Origin of the sequence: Thermoflavimicrobium daqui (genome assembly GCF_003313465.1) — a bacterium.
In the GTDB taxonomy this organism is placed as follows: domain Bacteria; phylum Bacillota; class Bacilli; order Thermoactinomycetales; family Thermoactinomycetaceae; genus Thermoflavimicrobium; species Thermoflavimicrobium daqui.
This window is the reverse complement of record NZ_KZ845665.1, coordinates 437,666-463,327: the sequence shown is the minus strand read 5'-3', so window position 1 is coordinate 463,327 and position 25,662 is coordinate 437,666. Positions and strand designations below refer to the sequence as shown.

Annotated in this window: 29 protein-coding genes and 2 pseudogenes; 7 read left to right on the top strand and 24 right to left on the bottom strand. The window is 35.2% G+C overall.

Annotated elements, in window-relative coordinates:
- The first annotated feature begins 104 nt into the window (after window positions 1-104).
- Window positions 105-308 (top strand): DUF2197 domain-containing protein, encoded by a 204-nt coding sequence (locus tag DL897_RS07945; protein ID WP_113658599.1) that lies wholly within the window; start codon window positions 105-107, stop codon window positions 306-308.
- Here DL897_RS07945 and DL897_RS07940 read toward each other — a convergent pair.
- The 6 genes from DL897_RS07940 to DL897_RS07915 form a co-directional block, all read right to left on the bottom strand.
- Complete coding sequence (locus DL897_RS07940; RefSeq protein ID WP_113658598.1) at window positions 293-574, bottom strand: hypothetical protein; 282 nt, start codon at window positions 572-574, stop codon at window positions 293-295. The two genes, DL897_RS07945 and DL897_RS07940, sit on opposite strands and share 16 nt — an antisense overlap.
- A gap of 102 nt (window positions 575-676) precedes the next feature.
- The gene (locus tag DL897_RS07935; RefSeq protein ID WP_113658597.1) at window positions 677-946 is read right to left on the bottom strand and encodes a YlaH-like family protein; all 270 of its coding nucleotides are present in this window, start codon (window positions 944-946) and stop codon (window positions 677-679) included.
- A 17-nt stretch (window positions 947-963) separates the two neighbouring features.
- On the bottom strand, window positions 964-1,836 hold the full coding sequence (locus DL897_RS07930; RefSeq protein WP_240627300.1) for a deoxyribonuclease IV: 873 nt from the start codon (window positions 1,834-1,836) through the stop codon (window positions 964-966).
- An 81-nt stretch (window positions 1,837-1,917) separates the two neighbouring features.
- Entirely contained in the window at window positions 1,918-2,661 is a 744-nt protein-coding gene (locus tag DL897_RS07925) for a glycerophosphodiester phosphodiesterase (RefSeq protein WP_113658596.1), read from the bottom strand.
- A gap of 43 nt (window positions 2,662-2,704) precedes the next feature.
- A complete protein-coding gene (locus DL897_RS07920) occupies window positions 2,705-4,195 on the bottom strand; it encodes a leucyl aminopeptidase (protein WP_113658595.1) in 1,491 nt (496 codons plus the stop codon).
- Window positions 4,196-4,324: 129 nt separating this feature from the next.
- Window positions 4,325-4,516: a hypothetical protein gene (locus DL897_RS07915; protein WP_113658668.1), complete on the bottom strand. Its 192-nt coding sequence runs from the start codon at window positions 4,514-4,516 to the stop codon at window positions 4,325-4,327.
- Between the two features lie 684 nt (window positions 4,517-5,200).
- On the opposite strand from DL897_RS07915, the gene DL897_RS07910 reads away from it, so the two are divergent.
- Window positions 5,201-5,845: a YktB family protein gene (locus DL897_RS07910; protein ID WP_240627299.1), complete on the top strand. Its 645-nt coding sequence runs from the start codon at window positions 5,201-5,203 to the stop codon at window positions 5,843-5,845.
- A gap of 14 nt (window positions 5,846-5,859) precedes the next feature.
- Here DL897_RS07910 and DL897_RS07905 read toward each other — a convergent pair whose 3' ends face one another.
- A complete protein-coding gene (locus DL897_RS07905; protein WP_113658594.1) occupies window positions 5,860-6,912 on the bottom strand; it encodes an LCP family protein in 1,053 nt (350 codons plus the stop codon).
- 432 nt (window positions 6,913-7,344) lie between these two features.
- Here DL897_RS07905 and DL897_RS07900 point away from each other — a divergent pair, with 432 nt between their 5' ends.
- Entirely contained in the window at window positions 7,345-8,802 is a 1,458-nt protein-coding gene (locus DL897_RS07900) for an aminotransferase class I/II-fold pyridoxal phosphate-dependent enzyme (protein ID WP_113658593.1), read from the top strand.
- 112 nt (window positions 8,803-8,914) lie between these two features.
- Here DL897_RS07900 and DL897_RS07895 read toward each other — a convergent pair whose 3' ends face one another.
- The 3 genes from DL897_RS07895 to DL897_RS07885 all read right to left on the bottom strand — a co-directional run bounded on the left by DL897_RS07895 (window position 8,915) and on the right by DL897_RS07885 (window position 10,138).
- Window positions 8,915-9,034, bottom strand: a complete 120-nt coding sequence (locus DL897_RS07895; protein ID WP_113658592.1) for a GapA-binding peptide SR1P — start codon at window positions 9,032-9,034, stop codon at window positions 8,915-8,917.
- A gap of 228 nt (window positions 9,035-9,262) precedes the next feature.
- Window positions 9,263-9,562, bottom strand: coding sequence for a DUF3055 domain-containing protein (locus tag DL897_RS07890; protein WP_113658591.1), 300 nt, complete (start codon window positions 9,560-9,562; stop codon window positions 9,263-9,265).
- 135 nt (window positions 9,563-9,697) lie between these two features.
- Window positions 9,698-10,138, bottom strand: coding sequence for a hypothetical protein (locus DL897_RS07885; protein ID WP_113658590.1), 441 nt, complete (start codon window positions 10,136-10,138; stop codon window positions 9,698-9,700).
- A 142-nt stretch (window positions 10,139-10,280) separates the two neighbouring features.
- Here DL897_RS07885 and DL897_RS07880 point away from each other — a divergent pair, with 142 nt between their 5' ends.
- Window positions 10,281-10,697 (top strand): DUF1885 family protein, encoded by a 417-nt coding sequence (locus tag DL897_RS07880; protein WP_113658589.1) that lies wholly within the window; start codon window positions 10,281-10,283, stop codon window positions 10,695-10,697.
- A gap of 112 nt (window positions 10,698-10,809) precedes the next feature.
- Here DL897_RS07880 and DL897_RS07875 read toward each other — a convergent pair whose 3' ends face one another.
- The 3 genes from DL897_RS07875 to DL897_RS18195 all read right to left on the bottom strand — a co-directional run bounded on the left by DL897_RS07875 (window position 10,810) and on the right by DL897_RS18195 (window position 13,280).
- A complete protein-coding gene (locus tag DL897_RS07875) occupies window positions 10,810-11,355 on the bottom strand; it encodes a phosphatase PAP2 family protein (RefSeq protein WP_113658588.1) in 546 nt (181 codons plus the stop codon).
- 377 nt (window positions 11,356-11,732) lie between these two features.
- Complete coding sequence (locus DL897_RS07870; RefSeq protein WP_113658587.1) at window positions 11,733-12,821, bottom strand: M23 family metallopeptidase; 1,089 nt, start codon at window positions 12,819-12,821, stop codon at window positions 11,733-11,735.
- Between the two features lie 243 nt (window positions 12,822-13,064).
- Window positions 13,065-13,280: a hypothetical protein gene (locus DL897_RS18195; protein WP_113658586.1), complete on the bottom strand. Its 216-nt coding sequence runs from the start codon at window positions 13,278-13,280 to the stop codon at window positions 13,065-13,067.
- Window positions 13,281-13,520: 240 nt separating this feature from the next.
- On the opposite strand from DL897_RS18195, the gene DL897_RS07860 reads away from it, so the two are divergent.
- Entirely contained in the window at window positions 13,521-14,231 is a 711-nt protein-coding gene (locus DL897_RS07860; RefSeq protein ID WP_168188707.1) for a GntR family transcriptional regulator, read from the top strand.
- A 121-nt stretch (window positions 14,232-14,352) separates the two neighbouring features.
- On the opposite strand, the gene DL897_RS07855 is transcribed toward DL897_RS07860, so the two are convergent.
- Window positions 14,353-15,780 carry a flavin monoamine oxidase family protein gene (locus DL897_RS07855; RefSeq protein WP_240627312.1) on the bottom strand — a complete coding sequence of 476 codons (1,428 nt, stop codon included), beginning with the start codon at window positions 15,778-15,780 and terminating at the stop codon, window positions 14,353-14,355.
- Between the two features lie 548 nt (window positions 15,781-16,328).
- On the opposite strand from DL897_RS07855, the gene DL897_RS07850 reads away from it, so the two are divergent.
- Window positions 16,329-16,478, top strand: coding sequence for a hypothetical protein (locus tag DL897_RS07850; protein WP_113658584.1), 150 nt, complete (start codon window positions 16,329-16,331; stop codon window positions 16,476-16,478).
- An 8-nt stretch (window positions 16,479-16,486) separates the two neighbouring features.
- Complete coding sequence (locus DL897_RS07845) at window positions 16,487-16,723, top strand: hypothetical protein (RefSeq protein ID WP_168188706.1); 237 nt, start codon at window positions 16,487-16,489, stop codon at window positions 16,721-16,723.
- Between the two features lie 1,019 nt (window positions 16,724-17,742).
- On the opposite strand, the pseudogene hisS reads toward DL897_RS07845, so the two are convergent.
- From hisS to DL897_RS07775, 10 genes and pseudogenes are all read right to left on the bottom strand, one after another.
- Window positions 17,743-18,945 (bottom strand): annotated as a pseudogene (gene hisS, locus DL897_RS07840) (histidine--tRNA ligase); the annotation flags it as partial.
- Window positions 18,946-19,067: 122 nt separating this feature from the next.
- On the bottom strand, window positions 19,068-19,361 hold the full coding sequence (locus DL897_RS07835) for an NUDIX hydrolase (protein ID WP_240627298.1): 294 nt from the start codon (window positions 19,359-19,361) through the stop codon (window positions 19,068-19,070).
- A gap of 246 nt (window positions 19,362-19,607) precedes the next feature.
- Window positions 19,608-19,988, bottom strand: a complete 381-nt coding sequence (locus DL897_RS19025) for a tyrosine--tRNA ligase (protein WP_420824118.1) — start codon at window positions 19,986-19,988, stop codon at window positions 19,608-19,610.
- Window positions 19,989-20,634: 646 nt separating this feature from the next.
- Complete coding sequence (locus tag DL897_RS07820; protein ID WP_113658579.1) at window positions 20,635-20,862, bottom strand: hypothetical protein; 228 nt, start codon at window positions 20,860-20,862, stop codon at window positions 20,635-20,637.
- The gene (locus DL897_RS07815) at window positions 20,856-21,116 is read right to left on the bottom strand and encodes a hypothetical protein (RefSeq protein WP_113658578.1); all 261 of its coding nucleotides are present in this window, start codon (window positions 21,114-21,116) and stop codon (window positions 20,856-20,858) included. Before DL897_RS07815 ends, DL897_RS07820 begins: the two co-directional genes overlap by 7 nt.
- Before the next feature lie 98 nt (window positions 21,117-21,214).
- On the bottom strand, window positions 21,215-21,499 hold the full coding sequence (locus DL897_RS07810; RefSeq protein ID WP_113658577.1) for a phage tail tape measure protein: 285 nt from the start codon (window positions 21,497-21,499) through the stop codon (window positions 21,215-21,217).
- A gap of 404 nt (window positions 21,500-21,903) precedes the next feature.
- Window positions 21,904-22,212: a hypothetical protein gene (locus DL897_RS07800; RefSeq protein ID WP_113658575.1), complete on the bottom strand. Its 309-nt coding sequence runs from the start codon at window positions 22,210-22,212 to the stop codon at window positions 21,904-21,906.
- 28 nt (window positions 22,213-22,240) lie between these two features.
- Window positions 22,241-22,767, bottom strand: a pseudogene (locus DL897_RS18620) (HK97 family phage prohead protease).
- Between the two features lie 748 nt (window positions 22,768-23,515).
- On the bottom strand, window positions 23,516-23,731 hold the full coding sequence (locus DL897_RS07780) for an N-acetylmuramoyl-L-alanine amidase (RefSeq protein WP_338067080.1): 216 nt from the start codon (window positions 23,729-23,731) through the stop codon (window positions 23,516-23,518).
- Between the two features lie 454 nt (window positions 23,732-24,185).
- The gene (locus tag DL897_RS07775; protein WP_240627297.1) at window positions 24,186-25,553 is read right to left on the bottom strand and encodes a UTP--glucose-1-phosphate uridylyltransferase; all 1,368 of its coding nucleotides are present in this window, start codon (window positions 25,551-25,553) and stop codon (window positions 24,186-24,188) included.
- Between the last annotated feature and the right edge of the window lie 109 nt (window positions 25,554-25,662).

The window sequence follows — 25,662 nt, the reverse complement described above, 5'->3', positions numbered from 1 at the left end:
CTTAACTTAAACTTGTCGTCATCCATTACTTGTATCCCTTGTATTGTTTCCATAGAATAGAGTTAAGCTCATTCACTTGATTCCAACGTTAAAGGGAGTTATTTATGAAATTAATTTGTATCTTATGTGATCAGTCTTTTGAGCTTAATAAAATCCAAGAAAAGAAAGTAAAAAAGCATCCACACAAAATTCAAATTTGCCCAACATGCTATCTACGAATTAGTAAACAAGTTGAAAAGCGGCATCAAGAAAAAGAAAGCGAAGAACGTACGAATGAGTTTATCTACTTGGGCTATTCAAACGATTGATTGTACTTAGGCTCTGAAACAATATCCGAAAGAAGCTTTTCTGCAGCTTCTTTAGGAAAGGAATAGGAAAGCATTTCATCATGTTGGCGAAATGAAATGACATACTCCGATTCCTCTTCTCGCTTCTCTAAATCTGACACTTGATGATCTTCACGTAAAATTTCCGTAAAAAAAAGGACTGTATCCCGTGCAGAACGATCTGATGGACGAGCTTCCCAAACGATTTGAATTTGTAACCAATTAAACAGTGCATCTTTCAACTGCATAAAACTCCCCCACTTCCACCAGTTTAAATTCGTTCAATACATACCCCTTTTTCACTACCTCGATGAGGGTAAAAAGGGGACTTTCTTTTTTAACACTTAATCTTACTTGGATTGATTTGATTTTCCAAACATCAATCGTAAACGTGTTAAAACGATGAGTACTACCGTAATTAACATCGCCTCAATAATAGGAAACTGCATAATTTGAAAAATAAGGAGAATCACACAACCAATAGCTAGTACGATATAAACGAAGATACTTTTTAAAAGAGGTAGATTACGTGCAAAAGCCATTTGATAAATAACAGCGGATAAAATTAGAATGATTAGATATCTTCCATACCCTGGAAGTTGATCAACCCAATCAAACATGATTTCTCCTCCTTTCTTTACGACTTCTCTGGTCGAAGCTGGTGCAGATAAGCGATTTCATCTGCATACTCACTCTCATCTTCGACTGGTGTCTCTAAAATAATAGGAAGTCCCTCAAAAACATCACTCTTTAGAAAAAGAGACAAAGCTTCAGCCCCGATTTCGCCTTTACCTATTTTTTCATGTCGGTCTTTGCGGCTATTAAAAGGGACTTTACTATCATTAAAATGGATTGCCACCAAATGATTCAAGTACCCTGTTTTTTTCATCGTATCAACACACTCAGCAAAAGTATCATAAGACCACATACCAGCAGCAAAACCATGACACGTATCAAAACAAAAACCAATCTTTTCTGGATAGTCGGTCGCCTCTCTTATTTCGACTAGCTCTTCAATGGTTAGCCCAAGTTCACTGCCTTGTCCTGCTGTATTTTCTAATAATAACTTTGGTGTGCCTTGGTATTCTTCCAATATAAAATTTAAGGTTTCTACCATCCTCTTTTTCCCAAACTCTACTCCTTCGCCCACATGTTTTCCACAATGTACTACAGCACCAACCGCACCATAAGCTTCTGCAATATGTAAATCTTCTTTAATAGAACGAATCGTTACTTCTTGTAGATCTGCTTTAGGTGTAGATAAGTTGGTAATATAAGGCGTATGGGCAACAAGTGTCATATCATGCTCTTTTATGTAATTCCTTCCTTTTTCTGCATCTTTTAAATTTAACTTTTTGGGCCTTAAGCCTCTTGGATTCTTTGTAAATACTTGAAATGCAGCAGCATTTAGCTCATGAGCTCGTTTTGCAGCGGGATAAAGTCCTTTCGCTACACTTATATGACAGCCGATTTTCATCGTAATCACCTTTCCTTCATTGAGATTGTACACACTTTTACAACCTCTTCATAAGAAAAAAGCGCCAAGCTCGGCGCCTTTCCATCATATCACTTTCATTCTAACCCGTGCAACCTAACTGATCTCAATGGCTTTTTCTTGTAATAATCCATAAAGTTGATCTGGAAAATCTGTAATAATCGCATCAACTTGAAGATCAACGAAACGTTTCATATCCTGAGTACAATTTATCGTATATGGACGGACCAAAATTCCGTGCTGATTGCACTGCTCAATCATTTCTTCAGTTACCACAGTATAAATGGGATGAAGGGCAGAAGCACCAAAAGTTTTAGCATATATCCAAGGTTTATATAAATGCTCTTCATATAATGCAGCTATGGACCAATTGGGGCGAAATTGATGTAAATAAGCTAAGCTTGTATGATTAAATGAAGAAATGACTACTTGCTTTTCTAACCCAAAATGTTCAACTTTATGAACCACCGTCTCTTCTAAGCCCGAATAAAAAATCACATTATTTTTCAACTCTATATTTAATAATAACTCGGTATTACTTGCTAACTCTAGTACCTCATCAAGTGTTGGTATAATCTGATCTGAATACTCTTCAGAAAACCATACTCCATTCTGGAATTGGCGAAGCTCAGCGATTGTGAAATCTTTAATCCAACCCTGCCCAGTTGTCGTACGATCAATCTTTTCATCATGAATGACCACGACTTCCCCATCGAGTGTTAAATGCACATCAAGCTCAATGCCATCTGCTTTTGTCTTGATAGCCCACTGGAAAGCAGCTAAAGTATTTTCGGGAGCCTTAGCGGAAAAGCCCCGGTGTGCAATGACTTTTGTATTCATTATCAATTCACCCTCAATCGCCCATTTGAAACTCTTCTATAGATTAGTATGTTCGCATCGCTAATTGGATCAAAGTTCGTACAATCGCACCAGTAGCTCCTTTTTCATAAACTCCTTTTTCTTCGGGACGTAATATTGTCCCTGTTATATCCAAATGAACCCATGGAGTTTCCCCTACAAAATGCTTTAAGAAAATCCCACCTTGTATACTGACAGCTCCCCATCCACCAAAGTTTTTTAAATCGGCAATCTCACTCTGCATTAATTCTTCATACTCTTCGTAAAGTGGTAACTCCCAAATCCGTTCTCCAGTAATTTTTGAAGCATATAGTACCTCGCTACTCCAATCCTGGTTATTTGTCATCATGGCAGATACTTCATGACCAAATGTACTATAAACTGTTCCGGTTAATGTTGCTACATCTACCAATTTAGTTGCTCCTAATTGCTTGATATAAGTAAGAGCATCTGCCAAAACCAGACGACCTTCCGCATCTGTATGCGTGATTTCGATCGTTTTGCCACTATAAGTTGAAATAACATCTCCAGGACGATATGCATTGCTATCTATCATATTTTCACATAAAGGAATAACTGCAATCACATTGGTATGAGGCTTAATCGCTCCAATTGCTTCCATTGCTCCCAAAACGGCCGCGCCACCAGCCATGTCCACTTTCATTTCACTGAGAACATGAGCATCTTTTTTGATTTGCAATCCTCCACTGTCATAAGTCACACCTTTCCCTACTAAGCCAATCACATCTGTACAATCTGGAGCTCCATTATAAGATAAAACGACCATTTTCGCTCCATACTTACTTCCAGCAGAGACTGATAATAAAGCTTGCATCTTCTTTGATATTAACTGATCTTCTTCCAAGATCTCGATGGAAAGTCCACTTTTCTCTGCAATTTTTTGGGCATACTGGGTAAAAGATTCTGGGTTTAGGCGATTAGCCGGCTCATTCGTAAGGAAACGTGCTAGATTGGTAGCTTGTGAAAAAATAATTCCTCGTTCTACTCCAATTTCCACAGCTTTTTCTGGAAAGCCCTTACATGACAAAATGATATTTGGTTCACTATCCTGTTTATGCTCTTGATAAGTATGATGTTGATATGTCCCCAATTCAATTCCTTCAACTAACGATTGAATGATATCTACTGGATTAAAGTGTTGAATCATATAGGAAGGGCTGCTTATACTCAGCTGCTTGAGCCCTATTTTTTTCGCTTTACGCGCTGCAATAGCTACCGCATCTTTCAATTTAAAAAGATCTACCTTTTCTTTTTTACCAAGTCCAGTGATGAATACACGTGTCATCGGCTTTTTATTCCAGTCCCGTAAAATCGTCACTTCTCCAAACTTCCCAGTAATTTCTCCATCGATCATCAATCGAGAAATATGTCCTTCTAACATATAGTCCACTTCTCTTAAATCTTCGGATAGAGTGACACAATCTTCCGTATAAAAAAGAATCATCGCGTCGGCAGCCAGCTTGCTGATAGACTCATGCGAAAATTTCCAATTCATGCCTACGCCTCCCTATATTCTTCTTCATAAAAATTTAACGTGTACTTTTATAAAAGTACACGTTACAATTTCGACAAATTTAACCACAAATCCTTTCTATCCTTAGGGAGACAGTCTTTCACATAATAATCATAATGCTTCTAACATTAACATTTCTCTGCGAATTTTTTCTAATCTCTGTTTACATTCATCAACTTTGACCTGACTATTCTCCATCATCGCTTCATATAATTGGGCAAGTTCATAGTCTAACTCTAACCGAAGGACAGGAATTCGTTCTTCAGGGGCTCGACAACGAAAAGCTTTAATGACATCTTCCATAGTTATCATCGCAGCACTGTTACTAAAAACATAGACAAGCGTGGCCATTTTTATATTTTCATTTTATCATTGCTTCTTCTTTTTACTTACCAACGACCTTTATTACTACATCGATTTTATTTTCTAGTCCACTGTCTGTACAAATCTCCGCTTAGCAAAAAATGGTTCTCTGTTTTTTACATACATAGGTTAATCAATAGCCCTATTTAGCTTTCACTTTTCACCCTATTTTAATACTTGTATTATAGAATATTTTTCTGAAAAGGTTGATAATTTATCTTTGTCTGCGGATCATTGTTCATGTTTAAAGTAACAGTATTCACCTCCTTTTCCTCAATCGATCATTTCCTTCCATTCCATTTCAAGGAAATGAACAATCTGGCTACAGGATGCCCCCTATTCTGAGGAAATAAACCTATAAAACAAATTCCATTACTCCTAAGATAGTGTACGAAATTTTAAAGATTACGGAACGGTATTTGTATAGATAGCTTTTTTTTCATTCTTCATAGTAAAGTATTTCTAAATGAATCAATTTATGATTTTCAAGCGTAAAACTAGCTAACAGTCAATAAGATATTCAAATTTTTTTATTTTCGACTTTACTATGGTAAGATAAAAGCAATCTACAAAAAATAGATCGAAAGATCATTTTTGCTAGTTAGACCCAAAGTGATTGATTGAATGGATGGTGGAAATATGTCGATTCCTCGTTTTACTAATACCGATTTTGCAGTCTTTCAAGTAGAAGGTTTAGAGTCGAGAATGGCTAAATTAAAAGAGCATATTCAGCCCAAATTTGCAGCAATTGGTGAAGAAGTGGCTACATTTCTGACCACCCTCATCCAAGATCCATTTTATATACATATTGCTAAACATGCCCGTCGGACTGTGAATCCACCTGATGAGACATGGGTAGCTTGGGCGACAAACAAACGCGGCTATAAAGCTTACCCACACTTTCAGTTCGGTTTAAGAGATTCACACCTATTTATATGGTTTGCTTTAATCTATGAGTGTGATCGTAAGCCAGCTTTTGCTCGTCAGTTCTTAGCAAAGTTTGATGAAGTATGGCCTAATATCCCCAAGTACTTTTACATTTCACAAGACCATACTCGTCCTGAGGTCACCTCTGTTAATAATCTTCAACCCGATGAGGTTAAAACGATCTTAGAACGCTTAGAAAAAGTAAAAAAAGCGGAGTTCCTTTGTGGTACCCTTATTCCAAAAGAAGAAGCAGTTACACTAAGTGGAGAGATGCTAATCAATAAAATCGAAGATACATTTAACAAGGTATATCCCCTCTATCAACTAGCATCTACTTTATAAAAAAAGCCAACGGATCAACCTCCGTTGGCTTTTTGAATGGTTGGTTTCAGTTCTAATTGATCTTGTAATTCTTTGGTCACCCTTGCTAATTCTTGTTCGGAGACTAGTTCGATATAATTTCTCTGAGGGTCCGCAGTTGATTTAAGTTGAATCGTTTTAATTTTATTTCTAGGTATCTCACTGTATATATTCTTAAGATCTAAAAACTGATTAGGCTTAAAACTATAAGTAAAGTTATTACCAACTGCTTGTACAAGCGAATTAAATTTCGCTATCGATTCAAAACTAACCATCTTATCCATTAATTGATGTATAACTTCTTGTTGTCGCATATTTCGTCCTTTATCACCTAAAGGATCTTGTTTTCTCATTCGGACATAAGCTAAAGCTTGAGCTCCATTTAAGTGACTTTTCCCTGGTTTAAAATGAGCCATTTGCCCACCGATCATTTGTTGTTTAAACTCTCTTTGAACTGTTACATCTACACCACCTAATGTGTCAACAATATCGGTAAAGCCTTGGAAGTTAATCCTCGCATAATAATCAATTGGGATATTCAGCCAGTTTTCAATCGTCTTACGAACATTTTGGACCATATCTACATTTTTTAATTTTCCATAATAAGCAGCTGCATTAATTTTGGCTTTTTCATCCGTATTGGCAATTGGAACATAGGTATCTCGTGGAATACTTAACACTTTTGCTGATTTAGTTTTCGGATTAATTGCTACAACCATCATCACATCTGGACGCCAATTCGTTGACTTAGCTCCTCGTTGGTCGGTTCCTAACAGTAACATGGTAAAGGGTTCTTCCATACTGACTTGATTATCTCTTAGGTCTGACTTCCCTTTATCATCATGACCTTTAGCAATTGCTCCCCACGTTTGCGTTACAATATATCCCACTCCAACCAAAATAAGCAAAACAAAAGAAATAGTAACTCTCCATATTGTTTTTTTACTTTTCTTATTATATTTTTGACTTCGTTTTCGACGTGGAGTATATGTATTAAAGTCTTCATGATCATGCTCTCTTTGCTGCCTTGATCGCTTATCTGAGTGCATAAATTAACTCTCTCTCCCTTTTTGAAGTTTAAATAAGCATCATTCCTTGCCGGTTAATTCATAACCAGATTCTAATCTTTAAACTATATCAAAGGAAGGATTATTCTTTTTTTGGGATATCCATAAATTCTAATTTAAATTATAGCTAAAAAATGAACATATCTTTATATAAAATGTGTATATTTTTTATCATTATCGGGGATCCTATGTTCTATTTTGGATATAATAAAAAATATTAAAGAATTAACACCCAATTTTTATATTTATACATAATGATCCCTATTATTATAACCAATATATGTTATATATTATTATAATTCAAGAAAATACATCTTAGTTTTGTATAAAAATACATCGTTTTTTTCTTTTGTTCTTGCCTACTTTCTGTTATACTATCCGTCGTGCTAATTAAAAGAAGGCAGGTGGGGACCTATGAATCCAAAACAATCGACAACACCATTATTTACAAAATTAAGAGAACATGCCAGTCGAAATCCTTATCAGTTTCATATTCCTGGACATAAAAAAGGACATGGAATGGATCCGGAATTCCGTGAATTCATTGGTCCAAATGCCTTATCAATCGATTTAATCAATATCGAGCCATTAGATGATCTACATCATCCACACGGTATGATTAAAGAAGCGCAAGAGCTAGCTGCTGAAGCTTTTGGTGCTGATCATACCTTCTTTTCTGTACAAGGAACGAGCGGAGCCATTATGACGATGGTTATGTCTGTTTGCTCCCCTGGAGATAAAATAATAGTCCCTCGAAATGTTCACAAATCGGTTCTTTCTGCTATTATTTTGGCGGGAGCTCATCCGATTTTTATTCATCCAAAGATGGATAAACAATTAGGTATTGCACATGGAGTAACCGCATATCAAGTAGAAAAAGCAATATCCCAGCATCCAGACGCCAAAGCAGTTTTAGTCATTAATCCGACCTATTTTGGTATTGCTGGACATCTACAAGATATTGTTGATCGTGTTCATCGCTTTGGTATTCCCGTACTTGTTGACGAAGCACATGGAATCCTTACACACTTTCATGATCAACTCCCCATTTCTGCTATGGACGCTGGGGCGGATATGTCTGCCACAAGTGTGCACAAATTAGGAGGATCACTAACTCAAAGCTCTATCTTAAATGTCAAAGAAGGTCTAGTAAATCCTCACCGAGTTCAATCCATCATTAGCATGCTAACAACTACATCTACATCATATATCCTTTTAGCCTCTATCGATGCAGCACGTCGCTATCTAGCAACAGAGGGAAAGGAAGTCATTGATAAAGTTTTACAGCTTGCAGACTATACTCGTAGACAGATTAATGAGATACCAGGGCTTAAGTGTATGGGAAGAGAATGGCTAGATAATGATGCTCTTTATGACTTAGATGAAACAAAATTAACGATTCATCTCAAGTATCTAGGCATCACTGGTTATGAAGCTGAAAAATGGCTGCGTAAACATCATAATATTGAAGTTGAACTAAGTGATTTATATAATATTTTATGTTTAATCACACCTGGGGATAATGAAGAAACAGTCTCGGTATTAATCCATGCCTTAAACGATTTATCCAATCATTTTTATACACCAGAACAGACACTTACGATTCCGATATCCATTCCAGATATTCCAGAATTAGTACTCTCACCTCGTGATGCCTTTTATAGTGAGACCATTAACATCCCACTTAAAGAAGCAGCGGGACGTATTATGGCTGAATTTATTATGATTTATCCACCCGGAATTCCTGTACTCCAGCCAGGTGAGCGTATTACTGCAAATAATATTGAATATATACTAGAACACATTGAGGCAGGACTTCCAGTACAAGGTACAGAAGACCCTACCCTAAAAATGGTAAAAGTTATTAAATAATCGATTAGCGACCTCCAACTATCAAGTGAGAGAGTCGCTTTTTTCTGTTTAACCATAAAACAAAAGCTTGGTTTTTCTTTTATTTATCGAAAAACCAAGCCTTTTTATCAGATCAGTTCACTTTTTCTTCTTCTTCATCACAGTCACAGCAAGTTCCATAAAGGGTTCCTACTTTATTACTTTCCATATAAGAAATCACTTCATCGCATTTTTGACAAACAATAATCTCCATCAATTTAGCCTCCCACCCCAACAGGATATAACATTTGTACCTTCCGTATAACGTCTTATTATATCCAAAGTATAATATGACATACTAATCATGTCAATATGATATATTAATATCTCGTATTAGAAATCATTGGGAGTGTTTTTTAGGCCCTATTCAAAAAAAAACTGTTGACCCGATCAATTGGTCAACAGTTTAAACTACTTCATTCTTTCAGACATCGATTAATCATTAATGTTCTGACTCAGCGTCAATTAATGTAGATGGTAGGTTATTACGTAAAAATACCGCTAGCTCTTCTGCTTCTTTCATCGATTTAAGATTAAAGTTGTCTTTGAGGTACTCCAGATCATCTACATCTTCTATTGAGAGTAACGAGGAGCGACCTGTTTGCATACAAATAACTAACGGTTTCCCAAAAAACATATGGGTATACACTATCCCAAAGTCATATCGACCCAAATCAGAAACAAAACCTACGAAACGGACTCGTGCTTGCTCCGATTCGTCATATAATCTTTCATGGCTCATCCGATCTCCTCCTCGTTATATTTTTTTGAATATTCCCATAAGATTATAAAAAAATCTCCTATTTTATATAGCTATACAATTTCCTTCTTATTTTTTTAAATATACCCGATTCTTTACTTAGTTAAACATATGACCTTAATAATAACTTTCTTTTACCTTTCGCTCAAATAATGTAGCTAGTTCATGGAATAAAGAAAGATCTTCATCATCCATTTCATCTTGCAAATTGCCTTGAACCACTAATTCTCCTATCAATTGATGCCCACGATAAAATGGCGCTACCGCTAATAATCTTGTCCCTACTCGTTTCATCATCACTCCAGCATGTAAGGCTCCCAAACTCAATATCTCTTCACCAAAGGGGATGACTAAAGGGAGTGCATTTGAACCATGACAGATATAGCAGAAAAAAGAATACTCATTTGTTAAATAAATTGAAACAGACTGATATCCCGCCACTTTCTCATATAATCGCTTACAAACAAATTGATATAGCTCTTTAATTTGTCCATGACAATTATCTGATACAACCCCGATTTCCGCGCGGAGCTCATCCAGTAGATCCGCCTTGTTCATCGAGATTCATCCCCTTACATCTTTATTATAAAAATTTTATCACAAGAAAGATTGATAGACAATTGACAAAAATGTGTATTTGACAACCTTATGTGAAATGCTAATATGAGGATAATCATGTTGTTTTAAGGGGAGAAAAAGTTTGAGTAAAAGCGCTTACATCAAATTGGTAGAAGGTTCCAAACAGAGTGAAATTACTTTGGATGATGTAAAAAAATTATTAGCTTATTACAAGGAGATGACAGCTTATACCGGTCAACAACTTGGCTGGGATTATCAACAGGCTGCTTTTCCTTATACCATCGAAGAGAAGGAGCAAGATGGAATTCAGTACTTAATGCTTAAAGGAATTGAACCTTCTCAATACTACTACTTATTAATTGGCGTTTCTCAGGAAAAGGATACAGGATATCATTATATCCAACTCGTTCTACCTGATCGTGCAACTCATGGTGATTGTACCAAAGCCAATGAATATTCTCGCTTTCTAGCCAAACAACTTGAAGCCCAGTTACAATTGTTAAATGGACGTACCATGTATTTTAATACACGCAAATAATAAACGAAGGGGGATCACATTCCCCCTTAAAACTTCTAAATTGATTTTTACTAGAAAGGCTATCCTCTTAGTCCGTCACATATCACACTTCGAACCATAAAATTTTCCATCCTTATCTAGTAAGCTCTAACCACTCAAAGCCATACATTGTAAACATAGCAAAACCACTCCCTAGACAACTGCCAATGAGAACATCTGAAGGATAATGCAAAGCAAGATAAATTCTTGAAAAACCTACTAAGAACGCGATAGGTAAAAGAATATAAACATAATTAGAAAGATGTAAAACAAATGTAGTTACAACTGAAAAGACTGCTGTAGTATGTCCTGATGGAAATGAATAGTCTGTTAAAGGATTAGGAAATGTATGTAGTTCCGAAAACTTTAAGTAAGGACGGAGACGTGGTAGCAAATTCTTAAAAAGCTGAACGATCAATTGACTACCCGCTAAAGATACAAATCCTTCTACTGCCCACATCTTAAATTCTTTCGAGCTAAAGATCAGCCAGCATAATAAAAAAGAAATCGTACCTGTTGCTCCTCCTAAATGAGTAATTCGTGGCATCATGATATCTAATAAGCGACACTTCCATTGGCGATTAAAATAAGATACTATTAACCCATCATATCGAATCAGCCAGGCAACAAAGCTTTTCATTTGCCTAACCTCCGTCCAAAACAAATTTCTTTTATGGCTTTATTATAAGTGGTTTATATAAAGGAAAATTAAATAAATGATCTGATTTTCTTTATTTCAATTCATATAGCTTATCCTCATTTAACAAAACAGAGGTTGCCTTCTAAATCAGCCGCTCATTGCTTCCTCACTCACTCCAACCAATATCATTCCATCAAACTTCTTAAAGGTTCCACTCTTAAAAGCTCTTGTCCCTAGGGAGAGAAGTCGATCCTACACAAAAGTGATTCGCTCTCGTTTTAGGAATGATCCAGGTTTTGGATCGAATGATGCAACTTGCTCAAAACATAGTTCATTTTATCATAAAACCCTATTTCATAGATAATAAAAACAACCCCTTATTCTTTTGAACGAGGGGTTACAGCTTTATCTACCTTATATGGAATTAGTTTTTTCGGAAATACTTTTTCTAGAATGCTACGTCTTTCGTCTAACGTATAATATTTCCAAAACCATTCTCCGTAGATAAATATATCCAAATGAAGATGAAGACCTTCTTTATTTCCTAATACACCATCACTTGTTCCTGAATTACCTACATATCCGATCAACTGCCCTTTTTTAACCTTATCACCAACTTTTACTTTATCCGAAATCCGATCCAAATGAACATAACGAGCTAGGACGCCTTTATCATATTGAATCCACACAGAGCGACCACGGAGCTTATCTAAAATATATTCAGGTGTCCGATCTAATGTAGCAGCTTGTTTAAGCAATTGATCGCGCTCCTCTTCAGACATCTCATGATACTCATGATCAGCTCGAACAATCACTCCATCAGCCATTGAGAGAACAGGAGTGTTTTTGGTAATCTCTACTCCTGTTGTATAACTATACCAATCAATCCCCTCATGTACTCCATTCCTATAGGTTCGAGGAGCGCCTGGTAATTGAGTATCTTTGGTACTAACATGTGCACCATGAATGGGCTTTTCTAAAAAAGAAAGATATGAAACCACTTTATTTAAAGGAATACGTTGATTAGCTATAGCAGGGGAATGAATCGAGTTTTTATCATCCTTCAGCTCTTTTTCAATTTGTCTAATCGACTCATTCGTGATCCAGAATTCATTTTTTTCTTTTAACATTCCTGCCTCTATCGGCACAAAGTGACCATTTATTTGCATAACAGGTATTTCCTGTAATAATATTACTTTTTTCTTATTATGTACAAATGTAACCTTACCATCTATATAATTCATATCCATAACAAATTTCCATCGTTTCTCCAGATTAGAGATCGGTATATAGGTAAAACCGTTTTTTGTTAAGCTTTTGGGCTTCACTAAATGTGTCGTTTTAGCTGGATGTGTTTTAGCTGGATGATCTGAAGAATGAAGCCAAACCACTTGTGGTGGGAAAAAGATAACGATTAACATGATCAAACAGATTGATGTCATTAAAATCATCGTTTTTCTATTCATTTCAATCCCCTTTTATCTTAACAAGGTTATTACTACTATCTTTTACCAAACGTTACGATTGATAGTTAGGCCATATAAAAGGCTTAAACCTTTATACAACAACTGGTTATATAAGTTCTTGAAAAAGAAGTATAGTATTTTTTTTAATAAAATGTCAAATAACATCTATCCTAAATAGTTGACTTCACTATTATATAAAATAATATCCCACTTTCATGAGAAAAAGAAAGTGGGATGCTTACATCAAATATCAGGTACATCAGTTCCTGAGGCGAAGATATCATAATGTTTTCCTACAATTTTAATAATGCTACCTTTTTCTTTAATAATGGAAACTTCTTGTAAATCAATTTCTACCCTTTTGCCATTATTCGTTATGATAGTCACACGCAATTCACTATAAAGAGCTGGTTTCCCTATCCCTTTCTTCTTCAGAAAAACTCCCCCTTTTTTATTCATCTAGGTATAGATTACGAATTCAACAAATTAACATTTGAGTAAAATTATTCCAATTAGTAGTCTATATCTATATGACTAGTTTGACAATACCAAACTTTAAATTTTTTTTGTTTTCGATTAAACTAAGTTTATCCAAATTTTTTAGGGAGGCTACATGAGGTGAAAAAAATGTTTCCCTAATGCTTTTTATTTTAATGAGCTTAAATCCCTACTAATCATGACGGAGGAGTTTTTCAGAAAGTGGTTAGAACTAAATGGCAAGATATTTATCAACAGCTGAGGGAGCGCATACTTCGCGGAGAGTTAAAACCAGGGCAAGCCTTCCCCACTAACTTTGAGTTAATGAAAGAATTTAATGCACACGCAGCTACTGTCCAAAATGCTGTAAATGCCCTAATCCGTGAAGGACTTGTCTTTTCTGAAGAAAATACAACAAAAAAGAGAACTGTACGTTCGATTCCTTATCGATCGCATCGAAGAGGAGACTTTATCCGGGAACATCATGATATAAGTAACGAAATGATTATTCAACTAAAAATCATTGAACATGAAGAAGAACTACCTCAATCTATTCGTACCCAAATCCAACCACCCGTCCTATTTTCTCATACTCAACAACTTCGCGACGAAATGATTGTAACGATTGCACGATCTTATATTACCAATATACTACCTTTAGATAAATTACAATCACGACTAGAGAAGTCTCACGCAATGCTCTATCGTACAATGAAAACACTTGGATTCCGTTCGCTAATCTGTGATGAGACATTGGTCTCAGATCTCCCTTCACCTAATGAAACTGACGAGCTGCAAATTCCCAAGAACACTACTATTCCAATAGTGAGGATTCAACGTAAAGTATTTGATCATCGTGAGCAGCTACTACAAATATGCTGGATGATCAACCGAGCTGATTGTTATGAATTTCAATATCGCTTTCGCTTGTAGATTTAAATAAAACCACCACTTCCCTTTTAGGACGCGGTGGTTTTACCACTTTATAGTCATTTTAATTATATGAATCGTTCCATACAACCCATTACCTCTATTATTTAATAGTCGACAGAGACTAGATAGCATAATGGACCTCGAATGAAGCACGAATCCCAGACTCAATGGCTCCCTGAATCCAGCCATGGTAGTGTGAACCATGTTCCCCAGCAAAGTGAATTCTTCCTTCCGGTGAGATAATATGAGGAAAAAGTTCGGATTCTTGTTCTGGCTTATAAAAAACAAAAGCCCCTGCAGCATACGGTTGATGATGCCAACTTTGGACGACTCCTTTAATATAGTCATCCATAATATCTTGTCCATGGATGACGGCTAAGTTTTGTAAAGCATACTGAATTTTCATTTCATCTGACCAACGATCCCAAAACAATGCATTATCCTCCCATGTATAACTGGCTAAAACAACCCCATTTTTTTGCCCAAAGCCATGACTCGGATAGTAAATAGACTTAATCGGCAAATTGGTTGTTGTCTGTCCACCATACATCCCCTCCTTTTCCCAAAACCGATTCTTAAACTGGATCCCCATTTTGGTAGATGGAACATAATGAAGTTCTCGAATCGCTCTCCATTTATTATGAGAAAAAGAATAAGTTGGCTCTACATCAATCGAGCGTAATACAGAAAATGGAATAGCGACAATCGCATAATCGGCCGTTACTATAAAAGGCTGACGTGTTTTAGTATCAACCGAGTGTATCGTGACTTTCTTTTGATCTTGTTTAATTCTAGTAACCTCTTTTTGAAAAAATAAATTCTCTTCCACTAATGGTATGAATGCTTTTGGCAACTGATCAAATCCGCCTACAATCTCATAGAATCGGATATTAGGATTTGTGAATATCAAGTAATCCCGAAATAACTCTAAAAAAGCAAACTCTGACATTCCTTCATTTGCCGTAAGAATAATAATCTGCTCAATCGCTCCTAATGAAAGTTTAATTCCAAAAGGATTATGCCTAAGAAAGGTGTCCAAAGAATACTTATCAAATTCCTTTATGACAATATAACTATTTCTTTTAGGATCTTGATTGATCAAGTTTACTAAGGGTTGTATCGCCATGTTAAATAGATCAGAAAAAATCTTGTTTCGTTCATGAGGGAATACAGGATATTTTAAAATAGATGGATTCCGCTCATATGTTTGAAGCCTCGTCTTTATGCCATTTAGATGTAAAATATCTCTTGGTGTAGAATTAACAAAGCGATTCAAAGGTAAATTAAACTTACGAATATATTCCATAGTCAAATAATGACTATCTGGAATACGCATAGGACCTAAATCGATATATTGCTCCTGAGTAAAAGGCTGACGTACAGTAAGTACACGCCCCCCCACTCTATTCGTCGCTTCTAGAATCGTTACTCGATGTCCAGCTTCTTTTAATAAGGATGCAGCAACCAATCCTGCCATTCCAGCACCAACAATCACCACCTTATGTGGTCGCTGTCCTTTTTGAAGTCCGTTCCGAATAATATCAATCATTTGATGCAGCGGCAATTGGCTCAACTGGTTCACCTCTCCAAAACATTTATCATATACACCCTCCTTTCTCATCCTATGATTAAAAAAGTTGATTATGTAAAAGGGAGATTCAAAAACTAGTAAAATATAGGAGTGAACATTGATAAAGGAAAAAAGGCTTAGGAAAAACCTCCAAAGCCTTTTTTCTATCTCTTTACTTTTCCAACAGAATACTCCAAAGGAACACACTTTTCCAATATAGTCCTTGTAAATAGTATCGGATTAATTTATACTAGGGTTGTTCAAGAAAGTTTCTCTTTCTCTTTAACTATTGGTTTAATTTAAAAAACAGTCGCAAAAAAGGCAGAGGGGAAGTCCTCCGCCTTTTTTGTTGCAATTAAAGAGAAGGGAAAATTACAACTACCCAAAAATTCTAATATCCCTGTCGTTCGAATCATTCGAAAGGTATTTGATCTTAACAACAACTTGATTGAACTTTGTTCACTTATTTATAGAGCTGATTGCTACGAATTTTCCTATAGCATTAATTTCCGAGAGGAGAAGATCTAATGAATAAAACTGATCAAGAATTCATGTGGGAAGCAGTTTTAGAAGGTGGACTCGCTCAAGGGAAAACAGGAACGAATTCTCCTGTAGGTGCTATCATTGTGAAAGATGGCGAAATCGTTGGAAGAGGTCATACCCTCATGCAGAAATAAATGCACTTATGGCTAGAGATAAGGCGGTAAACTCCACCGTCTTGTACATTGGAGCCTTGTGCACATTGGGGCGAACAGGTCTATGTTGTGAAGCATTCGTACAGGCCGGAGTGAAAAGAGTTGTTATTGGAATTCGTGACCCATACTCTAAAGTTGATGGAAAAGGAATTGAATACCTCCAAAAGCATGGTGTAAAGATCATGGCAGGACTTTATACTAAGGAAATTCAAGAGGACTTAAAATAATTTCTTGAGAGAGTTAAAAAAGGACAACCATAATTATGAGTTGTATTACTCTTATTAGCTAAATATAAAAATGGATCCTTGATTTATACCAAAGACTCATTTTTATTGATATGATTGTATATATATCTTTTAAAGTTGGTATTATATAAACTCAAATAGTTTACTCCGCTCCCCCCTTTACTCTCTCTTAATTTTTCATCTTGTTGTGAAACCCATTTTGATTCAACCTGCTAAAAAGGATCTACCTTAGGGTTACCTCTGAAATATTGTTCCCTAAATACACTCCTTGCCAATTTTCTTGTAATACATTTGAATCCAGAAGGAACTAATAATTTTAGACTAAGATAACAGCTACTTGTTCTTTCGAATTAAATCTTTTTTGTATAGTATTTAGCAAAATCTCTTTAACCATATAGGCATAGTCATATATATTTAATTTTTTTTGATGAGTCAGGAGAGAGAGTATCAACTTTTATAACATGAGTTTGTCCATTACTGAATGTTAAAAGATGTCCTGCTGGTAATTGATAAATATTATAGAAATGACTTTTTTCTGGTGCAACTGAATCTCCCATACAAGTTGATACAAAACTCCGAAAATCAAGTTGATAATCATAAGATTGCTGGAAACAAAGTAAGTTTAAAACATGAGATGACCATATAAGGCTTCTTTCATGTTTGAGATAATATAGGGAAGATTTACAAATTAAGCTTTTATAAAGATATCCTTTCTGTAATGTGTTATCCCAACATGCAAGTTGAAATGCTCCATCTATTTCTCTTAAGATAGAAAAACAAAAGATTTACAACCGAGATCAAAGGAATTTCAGAAAATCTTAGGATTAACCCTGAGCTTCCCACCAAAAGCCGTTGAATACTTTCTTTAGATTGTGTGTATATTAACTAAATATTCTGATGTAATTAACATAAAATTAGGATAAATTTACATAAAAAAATTGGTATAAAGTTTAACAAAAAAAGACCTTACCAATAAAGGCAAAGTCTTTTTAAGGGATATATTATGACTGTATTTTTCTTAGTTCACTTTCACCGTATTTTACAAAAAATCCAAAGCCATTTTCACTTAATTGACTAAGTTGTTTATTTGTATTCTTTTTTTGTTCTGTAAGAGTCACAATGTAACCTTCTTCACGCCAATATTTTGCCTGACTAAGTAATTCTGAGAATTCATTGGGAGAAAGGTTTTTGGGGTATAAAAACGCAAGTCTATTTTCCTTCTTGGGTATTTCAAAATTCGTATCCTCAATTATTGATAGGATTCGCTCAAATCCAATGGATATACCACAAGACGGCTCTGGTTTTGAAAGATACTTTCCTGACATATCATCATACCTTCCACCACCAGCAATTGCACCACCAAATCCTTTACTTTCAATTTCAAAAATAGGTCCTGTATAATAACCCATACCTCTCACCAAAGTAGGATCAAACTTGATAGATGCTCCACCTATTAATTGGTCTTGAACAGTTTGGAATATCTGCTGAAAAGAAATTATTACTTGTTCAGTGATAGACTTTGGTAATAGGTTAATCTGTTCACTTAATGAAGCGGTTGTAAATATTTGATGTACTGCTTCAAAAAAGATGGATACCTGTTTTGAGTTAAATCCTTTATTTAAACATTCCTGCTTTACACCATCTAAACCAATCTTATCTAGTTTGTCTAAAGTGATAAAAAAAGTACTGTGATCTTCAGGTTTGATATTGGCTGCATCAGCAAGACCCGTAAGGATCTTTCGATCATTTAACCGAATTGTATGTTCTTCAAATCCAATTTGTTGTAACACTTCAGAGGCTGCCAAAATCAATTGAATTTCAGCCAAAATACTACTATCACCAATGATATCAATATCACATTGGTGAAATTGTCGGAACCGTCCTTTTTGTGGTCGATCCGCTCTCCACACTGGGCCAATTTGAATACTTCGAAATGGATATGGGAGCTTACTACGATTATTTGCATAAAATCGGACTAATGGAACCGTTAAATCATATCGCAGTCCTAAATCAACTAAATCGTCGATAGCTTCTGCTTTATCGAGCTGTAATTTGTCACCTCTCTTAAGGATTTTAAAAATTAACTGCTCATTTTCGCCACCTTCTCCGCTTGTCAGTAACTCAATTCGTTCAGCATATGGTGTTTCAATTTTATTAAATCCATACTTCCTATATGTATCGATAATGATTGATGAAAGATACTCCCTTAATCTACATCCTGAGGAAGAAGATCGCGCATTCCCCTTGCGGGATTCGGATTAATTTTACTCAACTGTTTTCCACCTTTCTATGACTATACTTTAGTAGCTTCTATTTCTATTTACTATTAATTTTCATACTGCATATTTACTAAGTTATTAAAATTTGCAATTAAATCACGTAAAGGATACGGTTTTAAATTATAGCTATCCAAATCATCTATAGGTGACCAGAAAAATTCTAAATGTGATTCTTTTGAAGTAGGGTTATTTAACAAATGTAAGCTAGGACAGTCAACTTCAAATACTTGATTGATTTCACAATTTAGTTTTCCTTTACTCTCCCATTTATGTTCCACTAGTCCTAAAAAACGAACAATGTTACAATCTATGCCTAATTCTTCTTGAATTTCACGTTTCAAAGCATTTATGGCACTTTCACCAAACTCAATATGACCTCCAGGTAAAAAGGTATGTTCTTCTCCTATATATGGGCAAGTAACACTTTATCCTCTTTCACAATGACTGCCCTAACTAAATGATGAAAATTTGGAATCACTAAAAACCACTCCTTTATTAATTAGAAATATATCATTATTATGACTACATAAACAGCATGATATAATCGCAGAAAATATCTAGAAGAGTCCAATCTCATTTGTTATTAACTAATTCCCGAAAATATTCAGAAACCATTCATTCCCAAACTTGTCTCTTGGTGAATGTTCCAAACCGATATAATTATTAAGACTCTTGCTTTGTTTCTCTTTCCTATCCAATCCTGGAGTAATTTTGGTTGTGATAATAACCTGAGGTTCGTCACCAAACTTTTCTTGGTAAAACCATCCCAACATCTCATTAAAAAGCTGATCTGATCCAATTATGGTTAAGTCAGATTTAAGCATGTATGAATCATATCCTTGAAGAACGGGGTAAATTTTGCTTGTTTCGACATATACTTTATTAGGATAATTGTATCTGGAAACCGATAAAATACAGCTAGCACAAAAAACATTAGAAATAGCAGTTAAGTTGGGTGAAAAGAGCAAGAATAATTTTGTATTTTTGGAAGCACTTGAAGCAATGGGAGATTGCCTCGTAAAACAAAATTTAAATACAAAGGGACAAATCCTATATGAAAAGGCTTTAAAAATAGCCGAAAAACATTCCTTTCTAGAGAAACAAAGTCTTATTTTAATAAAGCTAGCTAAATGTTTCGAATAACGAGACCTGATTCAATATAATATGTAGACCAATATTTCAAAATTGCCGTATAATTACTAGGGAGGAGGAGAAGAAACGAAAAAGTAAAGTTACAAGAAGAAATACTCCCTGCAAAATTATATTCAAATGATGATCCTCCTACAGATTAACGAAATTACAAAGTGAGGTGAGAGTTTGAAACGTTACTATCTTTTTAAATCTTATGCTGGAGATCCTCCTACAGATTGATTTGAACTACTCTAACATAAAAAGTAGAGTATGAAATGTTACTATCCTATAAGCCTTATGCTGGTGACCATCCAATAGATTGATTTGATTTACTCTTTTATAACTATATTTTTCTATTGATCCATTTAAAACTATTTTATCTAATCACTTTCCTTTCAGTTTATTTATAGAAAATTCACAAAAAATATTCCCCACCAGTTGTACCCAGTGAGGAACTTTGTTACATTTATATTAGGTCTTGAATTACTTGGATCGCTCGGTTGCCGCCGAGCGTTTAATTTTTTCTACCATATTCCTTACATTCGAAATCAGCCGATGATAGTCCAGCCCTTCTCGCTGCTTTGTTCTTACATAATGAGAACTTAATGCTACATAGCGAACATATGAATAACCTTGTGGATCAACCAAGAGAAACTTTTGTGTGTCCACATCGATCAACCGACTTCCTACAAATTCTCCCTTCATCACCAAACATAATCAATCACTCCAGTAGAATTAATGTAGGTTCCTCCACTTCCTTTTAAGAATGGATAATCTTCAAGCAAATCGGAAGTAAACTGTATCCACTCTTCTTCATTCAAAACAACTAATTCTTGAATCTTAAAAATCCTTTTTGGTAGAGCTGTTGTTTTCAGCTTTTCATGAATGTCTTTTAAATCAACAGCTCTATAAACAAATTCTCCTCCTTCATAAACTGTTTTGTCTGTGCTTAGAATACTTATCATGGACACAGTCCCTTTCTCAATCTACTTCTGGAAACATCTGTAATTTAACATTATGTAATGGTTATATCAACACATACAACAAAAAAATAATAAGTCGCTTAGCCAGATGCAACCAGTATCGTCATTCCTTCTGATACTTGACTCGCACTATAGGAAGTATCTGATCCTAATTGAATCGCTTGATTTCTTAACTTTTGAAAGTCTTGTGCGGTAGCTCCCGCAAGTGCTTGGACTTTTGACATCTGAGCATCAAAGTCCGCCGTGGTCTTGACAGCACTGCCTAATCCAGCTGCAATTCCCAGACCAGCAGCAGTAATTCTTGTACCTGCCACTTGCATTTGATCAAAGGCATTTCCCATCGATTCTCCCGCTTGATCTGCCATCACTATCACCTCCTCAAATCTGAGTAAAAGTCTGTGAACCTCCCCATGTTTTTGCAAGATGATAGGTTTACAGACTTTTTTGTTTTTTGATATAATGAAAGTGCTTGTAAATGCTGATATTTACAAAAGGGTTTGAATTGTATCCATCGTGGAATTGAAACTGGTTTACATTTCTCATTGAAACCTGCTCGCAAGCAGTTTGAATTGTATCCATAGTGGAATTGAAACATACCTTTACCAAATAAAGACTCAACAGCATACCAAGATAAGAAACATCTCCTTTTATCATAAAACTTGATCAATAAATACAGCCTTTTCTTCCTCAGCCTCGATACTATTTATTCTTTTATGGACTTCAAGTAGTGCAAGCAACTTCCGTTTGACTACATCTCCAAAATGTATCTTCATTGAAGCCTAACATAACCAAACCAACATACATTAACAAAGCCCAATCCCATCCGTGGTCTTCGTGGAGGGTTCGGGCTTTTTTCTGTGCTATCATCCTTTGTTAAATGAAAGTAGCTTCTGAATGAGAGTTCGCTCAAAATCCGTAGGGATAAGATAGCCCCCTGCGGTATTGGTCTGGGCTGCTTGTATTTTTCCTCTTCTTCAGCGGTTAAATCTCTTTTTTCTTCATAGGCTTGATCTAAGATCTTATGAGCTTCACTTACTAAGGCAGCTCGTGCTTGCCGCATCTCTACAATATCTCTCATCTTTTTCCTCCTAATAAAAAAAGCTCTTCTATGGGCTAAGTTTTTCAGCTAACTCTAACCTTTTACACAATAGATTGACATGAACAGATGGCTGTTGCTTAGAAAGGAATTCTGTATATACTTCTTGTATAGACCTTATTCCAACGTATGTAGATGGATAAACGGGAAAAGGAGTAGGGGAGATCTCAATTAAGTTGACATCAATCAAGGTACGAATGATATTCTCTGGATCAGATTGATCCCACTGATCTTCTATGACCTGAGAACCAAAGAGACCCCTTCTACATCTCCCCGCTTAATCGATGCAAATATGTCCTTCCCCCAAGAAGTATCAGGGAGATCCAGCTCAAATCGTAGCCCTTGCTCATCCTATTGGAGTCGCAGCGACCCACTTTTACTACTCCCTAGTGGATAGTTCGAGTCATGATTCCACAAGGCTTTGATGTTATTTTCTTGAATAGATTTAGAAAAAGCCCCGGGTTGAATCTGTTCTCGAAATCCCCATAATGGCATAGGCAACTTATGAAATCTTGCGGCATAACCACCTATTTGCATCTTTCCATTGTTAGTACGGATATCTAAATCTGAAATAGGCGATTGCCTTTGTTCTAATTTCATTGGTTACCACCTTTAAATAGAATAAAGTCTGTGAACCTCCCGGGATTTTTACAGGATTGGAGGAATTGTTTAATTTCCTTAGACTCTATAGACGCTGCAAACTTACCATAATTTTGAATGAAAAATTATAACGATGGAGAAGAAAACGTAAGAAGTATCGATAGCTTGCTCAGTGTATATATCTTAGAAGCGAAAATAAATAAAAATCACAAAATGTTTGAGGAAGCTATTAAATATATTAAAAATGGAGGAATTGCTTATAACAAAATACCTTTTAAATGGCCCACCAGATAACTTCGTGATCATCTGCCTCAAATAATGGTTGATCCACCACCAGATCAACCATTAAGGTGCACTTAACTGATAAAGGGATAGTTCTACATATTGTCTTAAAGAAGAAAAAATAAAATTATCTTTCCTAGTGATCCATTATTTTGATACATGTCTGGATAAAACGGATTATCTATACTGCATCGTTGCATCATCCAGCGTATTTATTACTATCAAATAGGAAAAATCATTATTTACATATCCTTTGAAACTAAAATAGACGAACCTATAAAATGACTGAATAGGTTCGTCTTTTATTTGAAACTCTACTTTTTGATAACACTAGTGCTAAAAAAATATCCCAACATAACCATTTGTCGTTAAATTGGCATTAATTAACCATATTTCCTCTTTTCTATAACTTTCTTTTCCACCCAAATACTTTATCAAGAGCTAAAACATGAGCCGCAATAAGATCCAGTTTCTCGGTTTCTTTTAAAATAACTGAATCACATTCTGAATCAATAAATCCGTTCTCAGTCAAAAGTGCAGGCATGTTGGTTTCGCGACAAACATGAAGATCTTGCTGTTGTGACTTACAATCCTTGAAAAAGGATAGTTTTTCCATGATGCTACCATGTAGTTTAGTTCCTTTAACATATAATCTTTCACATCATTATGTGGTCAAAATGTGGTCATTTCCCCATTTTCGCACTATTTTTCCCAAACCAGCTTCCAAGCATAACAAAAAACCCCTTGAATATCAAGGGATTTGGTTGGTGAGAAGTACTAGGATCGAACTAGCGACCTCTACTGTGTCAAGGTAATTCGCTTACTAACTCTAGCTAATCAAAGTACATCGAAGCCAATATTAGTGCGGACTTTAGTTTTTTCGTAAGTCTCAAAGTTACCTTTAACTTACCAAATTGCGTGGTCATTATGTGGTCATTAAATAGGGTTTACTTTATATAATTAGTTTCTTTAAGCTGTAATTACATAGTCAGAAAGTCGACCGAATAGATCAACAAAAATGATACGTTTATTTTCTTTTATAATATTTTTTCTCTTACCCACTTTTCAGATAGTTATTCTAAAATCAAGAGCCCATTGCTATATTTTTTTATTAGCTCTACACTTAACCCTTCACCTGCATAGGAAAGGAGAGGAGAGATTTCAACTGATTTACCTTTAATCATTTCTAATGGTACACCTGATTGTATTAGCCATTTATGATGTAAGTCTAATATTAACTTTTTAGCTGTACTTGGACTATCTGGTCCCGTTTTATTTTTAACAGGAGCAAATTCTTCTTCTCTAATTACTTGAATACTTGTCATATAATCTGCATATGGAAACAGATCAAATATAAATAACTCAAATTTAAATACATCTACATTTCCATTAGAAATATTCAAGTTCTTTCGAGCAACTCTGTAGGGTAAATCATAATCAGCTATTTCTTCTATAAAATCCTTATGAAATAAGTGCACAGAAATATTTGCTTGGTTAAACATTAATTGTCCTGTAGATATTTGTTTATATTTCATGCTCTCAGGTAATTCGGTATACTCTATTACACAAGGACGACCATTTTTTAGTCCAAATACCCCTACCTTTTCATCTGGATTTCTTTTCTCAACAAATTTACTAGCGATTGGATTACCCTTCATATGAGAATATCCAATAAAACCTGGATCTGCTACTTTTATTAATGCATTATCAATATTATAATAAAATAACCACTCTATTCCCCTTTTATTTAGGTCATTCAATCCTCCAGATCTTTTTAAAGCTGAAAAGCAACAGCCATTCCCATTTGGAACCAAATAAATTTCTTTTGGGCTTTTCATTACTATTTTTCCATTCAAATCCAAAGCTGGTAGAACATCTTGCTGAAAGAAAAAAATATCCTCCTGTGGATATCCAAAAAAAGAATTTAATTCAAAGAAAAGGACAGTTGCTTCATGATTTTCTGGACTAGTCATGATATACCAAGGAATAACTCTATTTGCCTTATTAGATAGATTCAATAAGCGCTCTGCTTGAAGTTGATACAAAGACTTTTTTGAGGGTAGTCCAATATCATAAGTACCTTTTGGACCTTCATATCCCAAACGACTACCTTGACCTCCTGCAACAACTAATACTCCAACTTTTCCTTGTTTGATTAGGTTCATACCTAATTCAAAACAATGATCTTTCATCTCATTACTAAGTTCTTGCCAATTTACAGACTCTAACGGATTAAATACAGCCTCTTCAGTATTATTATTTAAATTATTTTCAACTTGTCTATATAAGTTTTCCATTTGCTTAAAGTCAATACTATCTATTTGGCTTAGCAATATTTCCTGCTCTTCAGGTCTAAGGTCAGATAAATGATTAAGCAAATGTTCTTGTTGATATCTTAATAATATATTTCTGATCTTTTTATATTTCATATGATTAACCATATTTAATACACTCCTTTTTAGTTAACATTCCTCCATAGCTTAACTTTTACTTCTGTAATATATTTGTAATAAAAGGTCCTCTCTGTAACTTATTTGTAATAAAAGATAT

Bases quoted from the DNA above. Each gene is read 5' to 3' on its own strand.
- DL897_RS07885 (WP_113658590.1), bottom strand. From the start codon at position 10,138: ATGAACAAGGCGGATCTACTGGATGAGCTCCGCGCGGAAATCGGGGTT.
- DL897_RS07900 (WP_113658593.1), top strand. From the start codon at position 7,345: ATGAATCCAAAACAATCGACAACACCATTATTTACAAAATTAAGAGAA.
- DL897_RS07925 (WP_113658596.1), bottom strand. From the start codon at position 2,661: ATGAATACAAAAGTCATTGCACACCGGGGCTTTTCCGCTAAGGCTCCC.
- DL897_RS07915 (WP_113658668.1), bottom strand. From the start codon at position 4,516: ATGGAAGATGTCATTAAAGCTTTTCGTTGTCGAGCCCCTGAAGAACGA.
- DL897_RS07875 (WP_113658588.1), bottom strand. From the start codon at position 11,355: ATGAAAAGCTTTGTTGCCTGGCTGATTCGATATGATGGGTTAATAGTA.
- DL897_RS07815 (WP_113658578.1), bottom strand. From the start codon at position 21,116: ATGATAAGTATTCTAAGCACAGACAAAACAGTTTATGAAGGAGGAGAA.
- DL897_RS07905 (WP_113658594.1), bottom strand. From the start codon at position 6,912: ATGCACTCAGATAAGCGATCAAGGCAGCAAAGAGAGCATGATCATGAA.
- DL897_RS07855 (WP_240627312.1), bottom strand. From the start codon at position 15,780: ATGATTGATATTATTCGGAACGGACTTCAAAAAGGACAGCGACCACAT.
- DL897_RS07945 (WP_113658599.1), top strand. From the start codon at position 105: ATGAAATTAATTTGTATCTTATGTGATCAGTCTTTTGAGCTTAATAAA.
- DL897_RS07920 (WP_113658595.1), bottom strand. From the start codon at position 4,195: ATGAATTGGAAATTTTCGCATGAGTCTATCAGCAAGCTGGCTGCCGAC.
- DL897_RS07845 (WP_168188706.1), top strand. From the start codon at position 16,487: ATGGCTAGAGATAAGGCGGTAAACTCCACCGTCTTGTACATTGGAGCC.
- DL897_RS07800 (WP_113658575.1), bottom strand. From the start codon at position 22,212: ATGAGAGATATTGTAGAGATGCGGCAAGCACGAGCTGCCTTAGTAAGT.
- DL897_RS07940 (WP_113658598.1), bottom strand. From the start codon at position 574: ATGCAGTTGAAAGATGCACTGTTTAATTGGTTACAAATTCAAATCGTT.
- DL897_RS18195 (WP_113658586.1), bottom strand. From the start codon at position 13,280: ATGAATAAAAAAGGGGGAGTTTTTCTGAAGAAGAAAGGGATAGGGAAA.
- DL897_RS07850 (WP_113658584.1), top strand. From the start codon at position 16,329: ATGAATAAAACTGATCAAGAATTCATGTGGGAAGCAGTTTTAGAAGGT.
- DL897_RS07910 (WP_240627299.1), top strand. From the start codon at position 5,201: ATGGATGGTGGAAATATGTCGATTCCTCGTTTTACTAATACCGATTTT.
- DL897_RS07890 (WP_113658591.1), bottom strand. From the start codon at position 9,562: ATGAGCCATGAAAGATTATATGACGAATCGGAGCAAGCACGAGTCCGT.
- DL897_RS07775 (WP_240627297.1), bottom strand. From the start codon at position 25,553: ATGGTTAATCATATGAAATATAAAAAGATCAGAAATATATTATTAAGA.
- DL897_RS07895 (WP_113658592.1), bottom strand. From the start codon at position 9,034: ATGGAGATTATTGTTTGTCAAAAATGCGATGAAGTGATTTCTTATATG.
- DL897_RS07810 (WP_113658577.1), bottom strand. From the start codon at position 21,499: ATGGCAGATCAAGCGGGAGAATCGATGGGAAATGCCTTTGATCAAATG.
- DL897_RS07870 (WP_113658587.1), bottom strand. From the start codon at position 12,821: ATGAATAGAAAAACGATGATTTTAATGACATCAATCTGTTTGATCATG.
- DL897_RS07935 (WP_113658597.1), bottom strand. From the start codon at position 946: ATGTTTGATTGGGTTGATCAACTTCCAGGGTATGGAAGATATCTAATC.